Source organism: Vibrio sp. 10N.286.48.F5 (genome assembly GCF_041469785.1).
Taxonomy (GTDB): Bacteria; Pseudomonadota; Gammaproteobacteria; order Enterobacterales; family Vibrionaceae; genus Vibrio; species Vibrio crassostreae_C.
The window spans coordinates 15,090-30,057 of the sequence record NZ_JBFRLG010000028.1; the positions used below are offsets into that span (position 1 = coordinate 15,090).

Here is a 14,968-nt window from a genome sequence, read left to right on the forward strand (position 1 = left end):
AGTGGGTTAAAGCATAAATATAAAAGGAAGTGTAATGCATTCAAAATTCTTACTCTCTTCTTGCTTGCTAATGAGTGGGCTGTCTCAAGCAGCTTCATTAGAAGAGTCCGTGGCCTTTGCCATCGACTATAGCCCAGAGATATTGGCGCAATACTCCCGATACCAATCGGTGGTCAGAGACGGAGACGCGGCGAGTGGTTTGTATATGCCGCAAGTGAACTTGTACGCGGCAGCAGGTTATGAAGAAACGCGCTACAACAGTGGTAGCAAACTTGATACCGATGATCGAGGCCTAACGAGAACGGAAATTGGCGTTAAAGTATCCCAGTTACTATTTGATGGTTTTAAAACCACATCGAATGTCGATCGACTGACGTTCGAAGCAGAAGCTGAGCGTCTAACTCTGATTTCGCGAGCTGAAAACGTATCGTTAGATGTGGTGAGAAATTACCTCGATATCCTAAAAGCAGAGACGCTACTTGAATTGTCTAAGCGTAATGTAAAAGAGCACCAAGAGATCTATCAAGATATCCAAGATAAAAAGAGCAAAGGCTTGAGTAGCAACTCGGATCTGGCTCAAATCTCCGCCCGTGTCGCGACCGCGCAGTCTTCACTTATCGCCGCTCAGAACAACCTGTTTGATTTGCAAACTCAGTATCTACGCTTGGTTGGCAAACCTGCGGTGAACTTGGTTTACCCCCGGTTTGATTACGCTCTATTACCAAGCTCAGCACAGGTCGCACTTGAACAAGCTGTCGAGAATCACCCTGAAATCAAAGCCTCTTTGCTTGATATCGACGCGGCTCGTAAAGAGATGCGCCGCGAGAAAGGGGATTACTACCCAGAACTAAAACTTGAGCTTCATGCCAATAAGAATGACAACGTATCTAACCCGCCAGGCGGTGTCGATGAAGATGCACGTATCATGTTGACGATGGATTATGACCTGTTTAATGGCTTCTCTACCGACTCCAGGGTTGAATCGTCAGCTTGGCGAGTGGAAGAGGCAAGGGCGATCCGATTACGAACAGAGCGTGAGGTTCGAGAAGGTACACAACTGGCTTGGAACGCTTACAAAATGCTTGAGCAGCAAAAATCCTTACTTCAACAGAATGTTGATGCAGCGAAAATTGCAGAGCTTGGCTATATCCAGCAATTCAATGTTGGCAGACGAAGCCTTCTTGATGTACTGGATGCAAAAGTAGAAGTGTTTTTGGCTCGAAGAAACTTCATCAGCACTGAATATGATCAAACGTTAGCGGCTTATCGAGTGTTAAATGCGATGGGTATGTTGACGTATGCGTTGAGGATTGAACATCCAGAAGAGTGGCAAGGGGAGAATAAGTAATGAGATATTTTAAACTAGCGCTACTTAGCTCTATCTTGCTAATGGGATGTGCAGAAACGCCTGATACGACAATGACACGCCACCAAATTGATGACTTAGCGGATAATGACCGAGATGGTGTGATTAACCAGCGAGATCTATGTGCCGATACGCCAGAAGGTGTAACGGTAGACATTAAAGGGTGTGCCAATTGGAAAATTGTCGAAGACGTTGAAGTATTAAGTGTGGCATTTGATTTTGATAAGTATGACCTTAAACCTGATCATACCGCTGTATTAAATGAGTTGGTGCGTTTACTAGGAGAGCAGCCTGATGCTTCGGTTACCTTGGTCGGAGATACCAGTGCTGAAGGTACAAACGTGTATAACAAAGCATTGGCCAAGAAAAGAACGGGCGTGATTCGAGACGCATTGATTGATAGAGGCATCAATGGTGAGCGAATCTTTGAACAAGAGTTTACTCAGATAACCAGCTTAACTCAGCATCTTCACAAGCGTAAGCGTAGAACGATCGCGGTGATTAAAACAGAAAGCATGGAAGTGAACCCATCTTGGAACATCTTCACTTCAGAAATGCAGCTCGATAGTAATAGCGATGTTGAGTCTAAAACGTCGATTGATCCAGTAGGAGGCCAGTAATGAAATGTCTAGCTAATAAATCGGGCTTGCTGCTTGCTGCTGTACCTGCGTTGTTCTCTGTATCGACATTTGCGAATGATGCCAGTGACATTGGTTTGGTCGCGATTGAGCCGAATATGCAGGGGCTTGTAGAAGATCTGCTTAAGAGCCAAGAGATCGACTTAGAAATCTTGTTGAGTGACAGCGTCCCAGAACAGATGATCATGCAGCGCTCGCGTGTTGGTATCACTTCCAAAAAGTGGACTGACAAAGAGATGGCTAGGTTTGATATGCGTTACGGTTATAGGCCAACAGAGCTGATGTTTACCGCTGACGTGATTGCGATTCTAGCCAATGAAAATAACCCTGCGACATCAATCACCGTCGCTGAATTAATTGATGTGTTTGGTTGTTCTAACGATCCTAAACATCCAAAATGGTCAGCAAGTAGTGATATTCGTAACGGTGAAAGCCTAGATACTCATATGTTGCCCTTTGCCATTGATCACAACCTGAAAGGCCATACTACCTTTTCAAGTTGGGTCGAATGTGGAACAGAAGGAGAATATGCCCATACTCAGTTCTTAGCGGATTTACCTGATCTGATTAATAAGATTGAAGACGAAGATGCCGCCATTGGTTACACCGTTTACTCAGATCAGATCTCTGATGTGAAATGGTTGAGCGTGGTTGATAACCTAGGTGTGAACTACGACCTAAACAAAGAAACGATCCTCTCTGGTCGTTACCCGTTAGCAACGGTTTATTACATGTACTTGAATATTCCAGCGCATCGCAAAGGCTTTACGGAACAAGAGGAGTTCTTTGTTGGGCTTACCTTGTCACAAGATCATCAAGTCGTTTTGAACCAATACGGCTTCATCAGCTTGCCGCCAGAAGCTATTCAACGTAACAAAGTCAGATTGTCGCTTGAAGAGCCTGCTATTGAAGGTGGCTACAAGTAATGGGTATGTCATGTTGTAACTGTTGTGGGAGAGTGATATTCTCTCTTTCGTAATGGTTCTCAACGTGACGGATTACGTTATTCGGTGATGAAATTATCTAGCGGGCATGTATGCCCGTTTTTTTTCGCCTAAAATTTGCGACTCGAGCAGTTGTTTGTCGTTTGGTCACGTATAATGGACACTTCATATAGCGCTAAATAAGCCCAGTCGATGAAAATCTTTCAAGTTCTAATCTTGCCTCTAATGCTGTCCCTCAATGCTATTTCATTTTCAGCGCAAGCAACCGAAAGCTGGTGGCTAAGAACAGTATTTAACAGCAGCCCAAGTCTGCCGAATTCTCAAAACTATATTAATGATATCGAGTTGATGGATTGTGGTGAGATCGAAGGTACTTTGTTGTGCAGTGACTTAACCCAATATTACGACCTGGATGTGTATGTTGAACTGGAGTTGGGGGACTCAAGTGTCGAAACGGTTCGCTTTAACCTGCCATATTCGGACCTAAGTTACACAAAGCTTCAGGCATACCTTCGCCAAGATGGCTTTGCTCTCAGTTCAATTCGTATTGGTGAAGATGAATTCGATGTTACAGCTCAACTCGAACAAACTCGAAATGAAGGTGTTGGTTTCGATAAGGTGGATAAACAGCTGGTCGAATTCATCAACGCGCCTCACGGTTCAGCAGAGCAACTGAGTGTGTGGAATGTGCCTAGCTTATCTTCTTCTAGCTCTACTTCTCCTTGGATTCAGTTACAGAGTGATGGTGACAACTTAACGGTTGAACTTAATCGTTTTTAATTGCTCAAATTTATAGATAGTTTCGTTATTTATTAGGCTAAACAAGCCTTTCAGGAGAACGGCTCGCGGGCAGACAGCAAGTTATAATTCATTTAAGTGTTCGTTTTTCTGCGGCTCTCACATTTTTAATAAGCGTTTAGCTTTGCCATTTGTTATACGTTGAGCCTTCGGTAAAACGAGATTAGGATACGTTCAGTATTGATAAAGGAGACAACCCATGGTTGCAAGAGTAACGATAGCGCCACAAGGCCCAGAACTTTCTGAGCTGGTGCAAGGATACTGGCGTACAGCAGAGTGGGGCATGACCCCGCAACAACGCCTGACTTTCCTGAAGCAACATATTGATCTTGGCATCACAACTGTTGATCACGCGGATATTTACGGTAACTACCAATGTGAAAAGTTGTTTGGTGAGGCTTTAGCGCTTGAACCAAGCCTTCGTGATGATATTCAAATCGTCACCAAGTGCGATATCAACCTATGTGGTGACCACACTCCAGATCGTAAGATCAATCACTATGACACCAGCGCGCAGCATATTTACCAATCAGTAAATAACTCATTAGAGCACTTAGGTGTTAACGATATCGATGTATTGTTGATTCACCGCCCTGACGTGTTAATGGATGCCGATGAAGTAGCAGAAGCGTTCGCAGAGCTACACAAAGTAGGTAAAGTTAAGCACTTCGGTGTTTCTAACTTTTCACCGCGTCAGTTCGAACTGCTTCAATCTCGACTCGGTAAGCCGTTAGTGACCAACCAAGTTGAAATCAACCCATTGAACTTCGAAGTGGCTCATGATGGCACGCTAGATCAACTGCAGATGAACCGTATTCGCCCGATGGCGTGGTCTTGTCTTGGTGGTGGTAGCATCTTCAGTGGTGATTCAGCACAAGCGATTCGCGTTCGTGATGAGCTAGAGGCGATTCGTCTAGAAGTGGGTGCAGACAGCATTGACCAAGTGATTTACGCTTGGGTTCGTCGTTTACCATCTAGTCCAATTGCAATTATTGGTTCTGGTAAGATTGAGCGTGTGAAGACGGCCGTTGATGCACTGAAAATCGAGCTGACGCGCGAACAGTGGTATCGCGTATGGGTGGCATCTAAAGGTCACGGTGTGCCATAGAAAGCAATTCGTATAGAAGTCAAAGCCAGCTAAGTAAGCTGGCTTTTTTGTGTTCGCCTAACATGTTTCTCCAAAACTGTGATTAAGGTGGAATAATTTTCAAAAACACTCATAATGCACTCTGTTTTTCACCAGTTGGATATTTCCATTGAGCACTTCAAAATTCTCTTCAATCGCCCTTAAACCAGAGCTTCTAAATACGTTAGATTCTCTTGGTTATACTGAAATGACGCCGATCCAAGCGTTAAGTCTTCCTACTATCCTAAATGGCAAGGACGTTATCGGTCAGGGTAAAACGGGTTCAGGTAAAACAGCTGCTTTCGGTTTAGGCGTGCTGCAGAACCTACGCGTTAAGCGTTTCCGTGTTCAGTCTTTAGTGTTATGTCCGACTCGTGAGCTTGCAGACCAAGTAGCAAAAGAGATTCGTACTCTTGCTCGTGGTATTCACAACATTAAAGTGCTGACACTATGTGGCGGTATGCCAATGGGCCCACAGATTGGTTCACTAGAGCATGGCGCACACATTCTTGTGGGCACACCTGGTCGTATTCTTGATCACCTAGAGAAAGGCCGCATTGACCTGTCTGAGCTGAACACACTTGTGTTAGATGAAGCGGATCGCATGCTAGAGATGGGTTTCCAAGACGCTTTGGATGCTGTGATTGAAGCGGCGCCAAAAGAACGCCAAACTCTGCTATTCAGTGCGACTTTCCCTAAACAGATCAAATCTGTTGCAGACCGCATTATGCGCAATCCAGAAATGGTGAAGGTTGAATCAACACACGATCACTCAAGCATCCAACAACACTTCTACAAGTTAGAAGGTTCTGAAGCTCGTGATGACGCTCTAGAGTTGCTGTTACTTCATCACCAACCGGAGTCTGCGGTTGTGTTCTGTAACACTAAGAAAGAAGTGCAGAACGTAAACGATGAGCTAAGCCACCGCGGTTTCAGTGTTATCGAACTTCATGGTGACATGGAACAGCGTGAACGTGACCAAGCTTTGGTTCAGTTCTCAAACAAAACCATCTCGATTCTAGTGGCGACAGACGTTGCGGCTCGCGGTCTTGATGTTGATAACCTAGATGCTGTGTTCAACTTTGAATTGTCTCGCGACCCTGAAGTTCACGTACACCGTATTGGTCGTACTGGCCGTGCAGGAAGCAAAGGCGTAGCGATCAGCTTCTTTAGCGAAAAAGAGATGTACCGTGTTGCTCAAATTGATGAGTACATGGACATGCCAATCGAGCCATCTGAACTGCCAGCAAAACCAATTGCTAAGCCGTACTACTCAAACATGGTTACCATCCAAATTGATGGCGGTAAGAAAGCTAAGCTTCGTGCTGGTGATATTCTTGGCGCACTGACGGGCCAAGGCGGCATTGATGGTAAATCAGTAGGTAAGATCAATCTGTTTGCAATGCGTGCTTACGTAGCGGTAGAAAGATCTGTGGCTAAAAAAGCACTGAACAAAATCGAATCAGGTAAAATGAAGGGTCGTCAATTCCGCGCCCGAATCCTGAAGTAATTCGAGACTGAATCCCTTTGCTGCGATATGTCTAATTAACGACATTGCTAATTAATGGCATTGCTAATTAATGGCATTGCAGTAAAGGGTGTTCCACAAAATGCCACTTAAGTTTCTTATCTTAGGTTTATCGACCTAGTCCTCTATACCAAAGCATTATTCATCGGGTCTTATCGAATAAAGATCGTTGATATGTTTTCCTTCGCTAAGATACCAAGTCATCGCTTCCTGTCGATTGTGAACCAATATCGTGATTGTGGTTATTGAACCATCATCAAAATAACAAAGCTCATATTCTAAATCGCTTGGATGATCAGGAATAGCGGCCATAGCTTCCCTCCCAAATATCAATCATTTTAAATACGTCAACCCAACTCATTTATAGGGCTCGTATCACGTCAAATGAGTAATAAAATCAAGTTACATCACTGCCATTAATTATTTTTAGTTTAATCATTTGCCTAAATAGCTAGATTAGCAAGTTTGGGTCTCAATTTATCTCAAAGTTTTTACGACCACTGTTTATTAAGACTACTTTTATAAGAGCTAGAATTAGCGTTATAAAAACTGGGCTAACCTTAAAGGGATGAGTTAATCGGTTTGTGGCTTTGTTGAATGTCGTGAGAGGGTAGAATGAGAAAGTGCCGGTGGTTAGTTTTAGTGATCTGTTTTCTATTTACTGGGTGCGGGACCAAGTTCGCCTATAACAATATAGGTTGGTTTGTCGTTAGCTATATAGAAGATTTTGTTTCCCTCTCAAATAGCCAAGAATCAGAGCTTGAAGAGCGATTAGATATATTACAAAAATGGCATAAAGAAACTCAGCTACCTCTGTACATCTCGCAATTAGAAGCGATTCAAAACGTAGATCGGTCGGATATGAATCCCGCTTTTATTTTGGGCCAAAGTGAACAAACGAAAGAGCATATTCGCACAATCGTCAATAAGTTCGCTCCAGATATTTACGCCTTGAGTATGCAGCTTAGCCCTAAGCAAGACAGGGAGTTTTTAAAGAACTTTCGTGAAAAGCAGCAAGACTATTATGAAGAAAGGTTGTCGTTGAACGATGCCGATTCGAGAGAGCGATACCGAAGCAGAATAGAAGAGCGCGCAGAACGGTGGTTAGGTTCAGTATCGAAAGAACAAAAACAGATTATTTTGGCTTGGTCTAAAGAGTGGGTAAATACCAATAGCAGTTGGCGACAATATCAAAACAACACCTATCAAGAGCTAACGACGCTGATGGCAAAGAAGAGCGATCTGCATATTGCTCAGCCGATTATCATGAAGTTGCTTTTAAACAATGAAGCTTATTATCCTGATGAACTTGAGTCACAACTCAACCAAAATATGGAAACATCAGCCAAGTTTTTAGTAGATATCGCCGCGACCAGCAGTAACAAGCAGTGGGCGTATTTTATGAATGAAACAGAAAGCCTCAAAGGAACGTTGAAGTCATTGCAAGAGTAGAGCGTCCCTTTTAAAGGCTAGCGGTTATTGTCGAGCTAGCCTTTCATCACACTTTAAGGTGAATTTCGGAACCTAACCCCTGTTACTCATCAGTAGTTTTGGAATCGAACTTTTGGCTGTCTTCGATATTTTCTGCATTAATTGGAAGCTCGGTTGTTGAATACCGTGGTCACTCTTCAGCTCATCGATCATTAATAACCACAACCTTGCTGTCATTTCTGAATCGGCTAATGCTCTGTGGAAAGTGCCGTCGTTATCTATGCGCTTGAATCGAACTAGGTCGCCCAACTTATGGGTCGGAGCGTCTTGGATTAGCCGACGAGCAATCAACATTGAGCATGCAAACTGTCCATTGTAATCACGTCCAATATTGTCTAATTCTGCGTCGAGAAAGCGTTTATCAAACGAGGCATTATGAGCCACAAGCTGACTGCCTTGGATAAAGTCTGCAAACTCATCCATCACTTCGCTGCAACTGGCCGCAGTGCTTAACATACGGTTACTGATCCCGGTATAGCTTTCAATGAAGCCACTCACACGAAACCCTGGATTCATGAGTTGTTGGAAGGTGTCGACGACTTCGCCGTTAACGAGTTTTACCGCACCGATCTCAATCGCTCGGTCGCCCATATTGGGTGATAAGCCTGTGGTTTCGAAATCGAGAACGATAACGGAATCTGCGGAGTTTGGAGCCATCGTGTTTCCTAATGCTATTTGGTTTTATCGCTTTATATGGAGCGCTTAGTGTTGCTACAGGGCGATCTATTGCGTGTTCTCGCTGATAGTGAGCTCAGTGTAACCCGTTGAATCGTCGTGCTCTCTGCTGAAGGTCAAAGTATCGTAACGGTGAACGATCAGTTCAGCCGTGGTTGCGATAATCGTCCCTTCAAGCAAATGCCCACCAATCACATTGCCATTTTCATCAGCAACGGATATATGAACATGCTGGTGGTTTGGGGTTAGCGTTGCCATCACCGAGACTATTTCGAACGGAGCTTGGACGAGCTTGGTGTTGTTCGCATTAGCTAAACGAATATTGAGCTGAGAGACACAACCGACACAAGACGCTATAGAGCCTGCCGAGATGTTGTGTGTGGTCACTAACCTTTGGATCTCAAGCTTTAGGTCTTGCCCGCGGGTTAATCTCGTTGCGATAGGAGTGATCATCTTATTGCCTCAGTTTTATTTGTATTTCAAAGAACAAAACGAAGCCACATTGGGCTTCGTCTTATTTTCATTTTGGCTAACGCGACTTTTGCATTGTCTAAACCTGAAATTACTCAGGTTGCTGCAGATCTCTTTTCTTTTTAGGCACGAAGTTCAATACAGAGATTGGCACTTCTTTGCGTGGTTCGAAACCTTCAACAACGCGACGCTCAATCAAGTGACCAAGACGTTTTTCGATAATGCACAGGTTCTTGAAGTTGTCTTTCGATAGGAAAGAGATTGCTTCACCAGACGCATCAGCACGGCCTGTACGACCAATACGGTGAACATAGTCGTCCGCTGGGAATGGGATGTCGTAGTTCACTACGCGGCTTAGGTTATCGATATCGATACCACGAGCAGCAACACCTGTCGCAACTAGATACTTTAGACGACCTTTTTTGAAATCAGCCAGAATCTTTTCACGAATCGCTTGGCTGCGTCCACTGTGGAAAGCTTCCGCTTCGATACCACGCTTTTCAAGTTGAGCAACCAATTTAGCCGCGCCGTGCTTAGTCTCGATAAAGATAAGCGCTTGGTCCCACTCACCGTCAGTGATCATGTGGCTTAAAAGTGCAGATTTTCGGTCTTTATCGACGGTTACCAACCATTGCTCAATGTTCGCTTTAGACGCATCTGTCTTGGCAATCGAAATCTCTTCCGCTTCGCTGATAGCACTTTTCGCTAGCGCGCGCACTGGCGTTGAAAGCGTTGCTGAGAACAGTAGATTTTGGATGTCTTGTGGTAGACGCGCGATGATCTTGTTGATGTCTTCAATGAAACCCATGTCTAGCATGCGGTCAGCTTCATCTAGAACCAGAACTTCCACTTCATCAAAGTGAACGGCACGTTGTCCGTACATGTCGATCAAACGACCTGGTGTTGCCACAAGAATATCGACACCTTCGATCAAGCGGTCTTTCTGGTGTTGGTAAGATACGCCACCGTACATCGCTAATGATGTTAGGTTTAGGAATTTCGCGTACTTAGTAATGTTCTGTTCAACCTGAATCGCAAGCTCACGAGTTGGTGTCAGAATAACAGCACGAATGCGTTTTTTACGTTGTGTTTCACCTTTACTTAGCATTTCTAAGATAGGGAGAACAAAGCTCGCAGTTTTACCTGTACCTGTTTGTGCAGCAGCAATAAGGTTCTTACCAGAAAGCACAATCGGAATTGCTTTTTCTTGAATAGAGGTTGGCTTTTCATAGCCTTGTTTTGCAACGGCTTTAACAATAGGTGAGCTTAATCCAAGCTTGGAAAATGGCATAAGTTTCTCGGTATGATTTGGCTAAATAGCGATGGAAAGGTTCAACAATCTTATACAAGGATAAGATTAATGGCGGCATTCTACCATGTTGCTTGTGTACCGCTAGTAACATGCACATAAAAAAATCCAGTGTCGACAAGACACTGGATTTTCAGTTTTGGGTGTTCGCTATTTAGCTTGGGTTTATCGAAAGCGTTTAAGCGATCTCAATCTTCTCGGCTTGGTTCTGCTCTACCATTGATAGTGCTAGCGCTTCTGCGGCCTTAATGCCGTCGATACCAGCAGACAGGATACCGCCTGCGTAGCCTGCACCTTCACCAGCCGGGAAGAAGCCCTTAAGGTTGATGCTTTGGAAGTCTTTGCCACGTTTGATGCATACAGGAGAAGACGTACGTGTCTCAACACCGGTAAGTAGGCCGTCTGGCGTAGAGAAACCTTTGATCTTCTTCTCGAACGCTGGGATTGCTTCACGAATCGCTTCGATAGCAAAATCAGGCAGCGCTTTTGAAATATCAGTCAGGTGGATACCCGGCGTGAATGACGGTTGTACTTCACCGATTGCACTTGGATCGCGACCTTTCAAGAAGTCACCGATTTTTTGAGCTGGTGCATCGTAGTTTTCACCACCAAGAACATAAGCGCCGCTTTCTAGTTCACGTTGTAAACGGATACCAGCCAGTGCGTCACCTGGGTAATCACGCTCTGGGTCGATACCTACAACGATCGCGCTGTTTGCGTTACGTTCTGCACGAGAGTATTGGCTCATGCCGTTCGTTACTACGCGGCCTTCTTCAGACGTTGCAGCAACCACAGTACCACCTGGGCACATACAGAAGCTGTATACAGTGCGGCCATTCTTACAGTGGTGAACGAGTTTGTAGTCCGCAGCACCTAGGATTGGGTTGCCTGCGTTCTTACCGAAACGAGCTTCATCGATCATCGATTGCTTGTGTTCGATACGGAAACCAACAGAGAAAGGCTTCGCTTCCATGTAAACGCCACGATCGTACAGCATTTCAAACGTGTCACGAGCACTGTGGCCAACAGCCAATACCACGTGACGAGATTTGATCTCTTCACCGTTAGAAAGCGTTAGGCCAGTGATTTGACCATCTTCCATATGAACGTCGTCAACACGAGTGCTGAAACGGATTTCGCCACCAAGTTCAATGATAGAAGCGCGCATCTTTTCGATCATGGTAACCAGTTTAAAGGTACCGATGTGCGGCTTACTTACGTATAGAATTTCTTCTGGTGCACCCGCAGCAACGAACTCTTCAATTACTTTACGGCCGTAGTGCTTTGGATCTTTAACTTGGCTGTACAGCTTACCGTCAGAGAAAGTACCTGCGCCGCCTTCACCAAACTGTACGTTTGATTCTGTGTTCAGCGTACGCTTACGCCAGAAACCAAAGGTATCTTTCGTACGCTCACGAACTTCTTTACCACGCTCAACGATGATTGGGTTGAAACCCATTTGAGCAAGCACTAGGCCAGCGAATAGACCACATGGGCCAAAACCGATAACCACAGGGCGCTCAGTTTGGTTCTCAACCGCTTTAGCAACAAACTTGTACTCCATATCAGGAGTCACTTTTACGTGCGGGTCGCTAATGAATTGTTCTAACAACTCAGCTTCGTTTTCAACGAGAACGTCAAGCGTGTAGATAAGTAAGATCTTTGATTTCTTACGAGCATCGTAGCCACGTTTAAAGATATTAAAAGAGAGTACCTGATCAGAGTTAATACCAAGTTTCGCTTCAATAGCGTCTTGAATAGCAGACTCTTCATGGTCTAGTGGGAGTTTAATTTCGGTTAAACGTATCATTTCGATGTCTCGTTTTTATAGGTGTCTTAGCTAGATCGTTTCTTAATACAGAGTTTGATGGAAACGCTGATGTTCAAAGAAGCGATAAGCTCACAATGGCGCGCATTTTACGAGAAATTGATTTATCTGTCATACTAATTTGGAAACATGGAGCAAATAGACACGATATTAGAGCCGTATGATGTTGAATTTTGCTTTGGGATGAGTATTATCCCCATTCTTCAATTTTGACTAACTTATAGAGCAGAGCATCATGGCATTTGTCGTAGGCGATAATTGTATTCAATGTAAATACACAGACTGTGTGGCAGTGTGTCCCGCAGATGCGTTCCATGAAGGCCCAAACTTCATGGTAATTAACCCGATCGAATGTATCGATTGTGGTTTATGTGTACCTGAATGTGATGCTCAAGCGATCTTCCAAGAAGACGAACTGCCAGAAGATCAAAAGATCTTCATCGAAGTGAACGCAGAGCTCGCTGAGATTTGGCCTGTGCAAACGGAAGTAAAAGCACCAATGGATGACGCTGAAAAGTGGAATGGTGTGTGTGATAAGTTGGCAATGCTAGAAAAGTAATTGTTGAAAAGAACTCAAATAAAAAGGCGTACTGATTTAATCAATACGCCTTTTTTAATATCTGAACACTGTCGATTAGCTAGTTAGCTTAGAGGTCTAGCTGTGCTGACGACGCATGTTGTCGAGAATGATGCCAGTCGCCATTGCAACGTTCAAAGACTCTGCGCCACCGAATGCTGGAATCGTAATCTTATCTGTCACGTATTTAGCGGCGTGTTCACGAATACCGTGAGACTCGCTGCCCATCAGCAAAATGCCATTTGCAGTGAAGTCAGTCTTATGAACACTTTCGCCTTCCAAAAATGCACCGTAAACCGGTAGATTCGCTTGCTCTAAGTAAGCTGGTAAGTCAGTTTGACTTACGTGTACTCGGCCAAAGCTGCCCATAGTCGCGCTGATAGTTTTAGGGTTGTATGGGTCTGCGCAATCACTGCTCGCAACGATATGCTTGATGCCATACCAGTCTGCTACGCGAATAATCGTACCTAGGTTGCCAGGGTCTGAAACGCCATCAAGCGCAATCATCAGTCCTGTTGCTTCTGGTAGTTCAAACGTTGGGATCTCAACAACTGCAATCGCGGCATTGTTACTCACCAAAGTACTTGCTTTGGTTAGATCATCCAGCGAGGCTTCAACACAATCAAACTCAATCAGTGAAGCATGATTTTCAGATAAGAAATCAGCGGTAGCAAAGACATTCTTCACCACTAAGTCACTATTGAACAGCTCAAGAACGTTCTTTTCACCTTGAACTAGAAACAGGCCGTGGGCTTTACGTTGTTTCTTTTGGCCCAAAGCACGAAGGAGTTTTAATTGGTTTTTTGAAATCATGTTTTTATCCTAGATATAAGCCCGCGCATTATAGAGCAAAGGTTAGCGAACCAAAAGCGTGATGACTCAATGCGATCTACATAAAAAGCAAAAGCAACTCACTTAAAAAAGAAAAGCGCACTAAATAGCGCGCTCTTATGGGATTTACTCACCTAAGTTAAGCTGAACTGACAGCCTAATACGGAGCAGGATAGCGTTTAAATACTGTGTTGATATCAGTCAGGATCTCTTCTGATAGCGGTTTACTAAAAGCGGCTACGTTCTCTTTTAATTGCTCCATGGTCGTTGCACCGATGATGGTGGACGTCACCCCATCAACTTGATTACACCATGCCAATGCCAGTTGGCTCGGAGTAAATCCATGAGCGTTTGCTACTTCAACATAGCCTTTAACCGCTTCGTTGGCAGATTCAGTGTCACGGAAAATGCCTTTACGTTGCATGTAAGTCCAACGGCTGCCTTCCGGTCTTGCGCCATCAATGTACTTTCCACTCAACATGCCTGCAGCTAAAGGTGACCATGGCAGGTAAGCTACATCTTCATGCACACAGTTCTCAATCAGATATGGCCAGTCTTTTGCGTGCAGTAGGCTAAATTCATTCTGAATCGAAACCATACGTGGCAAATCGTGTTTTTCACTCAGCTTGAGGTAAGTGTTAATGCCCCAAGTAGAATCATCTGAAAGCCCGACATGGCGAATTTTCCCCGCCTTAATGCAGCTTGCCAGTGCTTGTAGGATTTCCAACATCTCAGCTTCATGCTGCTTTCGGTCAATATCACTGAATCGAATGTGATTCGGGAAATGCTTACCAAAGTGAGGCGTTGTACGATTTGGCCAATGAAGTTGGTAAAGGTCGATATAGTCTGTTTGTAGGCGTTTTAATGATGCGTCAACGGCTGCGATCACCGCTTCACCCGTTATCGGGCCGCCATCTCGAACCCAAGGAAGCCCTGGCCCGGCAATTTTGCTCGCAATGATCAACTCTTGTCGACGCTGTGGGTTACGCGATAACCAGTTACCAATGATCGCTTCTGTTTTTCCGTAGGTATCTGGAGAAGGTGGAACCGCGTACATCTCTGCAGTATCGATAAAGTTAATACCTTGGCTTAATGCGTATTCGATCTGTTGGTCGGCTTGCTGCTGCGTATTTTGTAGCCCCCAAGTCATGCTGCCAAGACAGATACGGGAAACGGGAATTTGACTACTTCCTAGCTTTGAATATTCCATTGAATTCGGGGTTCCTGTGGTTAGGTTCTCTGGTACTCGCATTATAGTTTTGAAAAGAGGGCGAGTGAGGAATGAAAACGAATATGAATTATTAGCACAAAATGACACGACAAGGTATGGCATCGGGGAGTTTAGTGAGTCATTTCTCAGCGCTGCAAGCTAGTGTGTGCAATGCG

The 14,968-nt window shown here is 44.5% G+C and carries 15 protein-coding genes; 8 read left to right on the forward strand and 7 right to left on the reverse strand.

Features of this window, described 5'->3' with window-relative positions; translation table 11 throughout:
- Positions 1-34 precede the first annotated feature (34 nt).
- From AB4185_RS15130 to dbpA, 6 genes are all read left to right on the forward strand, one after another.
- Positions 35-1,348: a TolC family outer membrane protein gene (locus tag AB4185_RS15130; RefSeq protein WP_017059472.1), complete on the forward strand. Its 1,314-nt coding sequence runs from the start codon at positions 35-37 to the stop codon at positions 1,346-1,348.
- A complete protein-coding gene (locus AB4185_RS15135) occupies positions 1,348-1,986 on the forward strand; it encodes an OmpA family protein (protein ID WP_017059473.1) in 639 nt (212 codons plus the stop codon). The genes AB4185_RS15130 and AB4185_RS15135 overlap by 1 nt, the downstream gene beginning before the upstream one ends.
- Positions 1,986-2,930 (forward strand): PstS family phosphate ABC transporter substrate-binding protein, encoded by a 945-nt coding sequence (locus AB4185_RS15140; protein WP_017059474.1) that lies wholly within the window; start codon positions 1,986-1,988, stop codon positions 2,928-2,930. Before AB4185_RS15135 ends, AB4185_RS15140 begins: the two co-directional genes overlap by 1 nt.
- A 210-nt stretch (positions 2,931-3,140) precedes the next feature.
- Positions 3,141-3,728, forward strand: a complete 588-nt coding sequence (locus AB4185_RS15145; protein WP_372135616.1) for a hypothetical protein — start codon at positions 3,141-3,143, stop codon at positions 3,726-3,728.
- Between the two features lie 217 nt (positions 3,729-3,945).
- Complete coding sequence (locus AB4185_RS15150) at positions 3,946-4,854, forward strand: aldo/keto reductase family oxidoreductase (RefSeq protein ID WP_372135617.1); 909 nt, start codon at positions 3,946-3,948, stop codon at positions 4,852-4,854.
- 148 nt (positions 4,855-5,002) lie between these two features.
- Positions 5,003-6,382 carry an ATP-dependent RNA helicase DbpA gene (gene dbpA / locus AB4185_RS15155; RefSeq protein WP_017064348.1) on the forward strand — a complete coding sequence of 460 codons (1,380 nt, stop codon included), beginning with the start codon at positions 5,003-5,005 and terminating at the stop codon, positions 6,380-6,382.
- A 156-nt stretch (positions 6,383-6,538) separates the two neighbouring features.
- Here dbpA and AB4185_RS15160 read toward each other — a convergent pair whose 3' ends face one another.
- Positions 6,539-6,712 carry a hypothetical protein gene (locus AB4185_RS15160; protein ID WP_017064349.1) on the reverse strand — a complete coding sequence of 58 codons (174 nt, stop codon included), beginning with the start codon at positions 6,710-6,712 and terminating at the stop codon, positions 6,539-6,541.
- 303 nt (positions 6,713-7,015) lie between these two features.
- Between AB4185_RS15160 and AB4185_RS15165 the strand changes: the two genes are divergently transcribed.
- A complete protein-coding gene (locus tag AB4185_RS15165) occupies positions 7,016-7,852 on the forward strand; it encodes a DUF6279 family lipoprotein (RefSeq protein ID WP_372135618.1) in 837 nt (278 codons plus the stop codon).
- Between the two features lie 72 nt (positions 7,853-7,924).
- Here AB4185_RS15165 and AB4185_RS15170 read toward each other — a convergent pair whose 3' ends face one another.
- The 4 genes from AB4185_RS15170 to AB4185_RS15185 all read right to left on the reverse strand — a co-directional run bounded on the left by AB4185_RS15170 (position 7,925) and on the right by AB4185_RS15185 (position 12,156).
- The gene (locus AB4185_RS15170; RefSeq protein ID WP_102320725.1) at positions 7,925-8,548 is read right to left on the reverse strand and encodes a PolC-type DNA polymerase III; all 624 of its coding nucleotides are present in this window, start codon (positions 8,546-8,548) and stop codon (positions 7,925-7,927) included.
- A 66-nt stretch (positions 8,549-8,614) separates the two neighbouring features.
- A complete protein-coding gene (locus AB4185_RS15175) occupies positions 8,615-9,019 on the reverse strand; it encodes a PPC domain-containing DNA-binding protein (protein WP_372135619.1) in 405 nt (134 codons plus the stop codon).
- Between the two features lie 109 nt (positions 9,020-9,128).
- Positions 9,129-10,328, reverse strand: a complete 1,200-nt coding sequence (locus tag AB4185_RS15180) for a DEAD/DEAH box helicase (protein ID WP_065104567.1) — start codon at positions 10,326-10,328, stop codon at positions 9,129-9,131.
- Positions 10,329-10,524: 196 nt separating this feature from the next.
- Positions 10,525-12,156 (reverse strand): NAD(P)/FAD-dependent oxidoreductase, encoded by a 1,632-nt coding sequence (locus AB4185_RS15185; protein ID WP_048606003.1) that lies wholly within the window; start codon positions 12,154-12,156, stop codon positions 10,525-10,527.
- A gap of 253 nt (positions 12,157-12,409) precedes the next feature.
- On the opposite strand from AB4185_RS15185, the gene fdxA reads away from it, so the two are divergent.
- Entirely contained in the window at positions 12,410-12,733 is a 324-nt protein-coding gene (gene fdxA, locus AB4185_RS15190; RefSeq protein ID WP_065584753.1) for a ferredoxin FdxA, read from the forward strand.
- A 96-nt stretch (positions 12,734-12,829) separates the two neighbouring features.
- On the opposite strand, the gene AB4185_RS15195 is transcribed toward fdxA, so the two are convergent.
- Both AB4185_RS15195 and AB4185_RS15200 read right to left on the reverse strand, forming a co-directional pair.
- On the reverse strand, positions 12,830-13,564 hold the full coding sequence (locus AB4185_RS15195) for an RNA methyltransferase (RefSeq protein WP_065584752.1): 735 nt from the start codon (positions 13,562-13,564) through the stop codon (positions 12,830-12,832).
- Between the two features lie 175 nt (positions 13,565-13,739).
- A complete protein-coding gene (locus AB4185_RS15200) occupies positions 13,740-14,792 on the reverse strand; it encodes an aldo/keto reductase (RefSeq protein WP_032545660.1) in 1,053 nt (350 codons plus the stop codon).
- Positions 14,793-14,968: the final 176 nt, after the last annotated feature.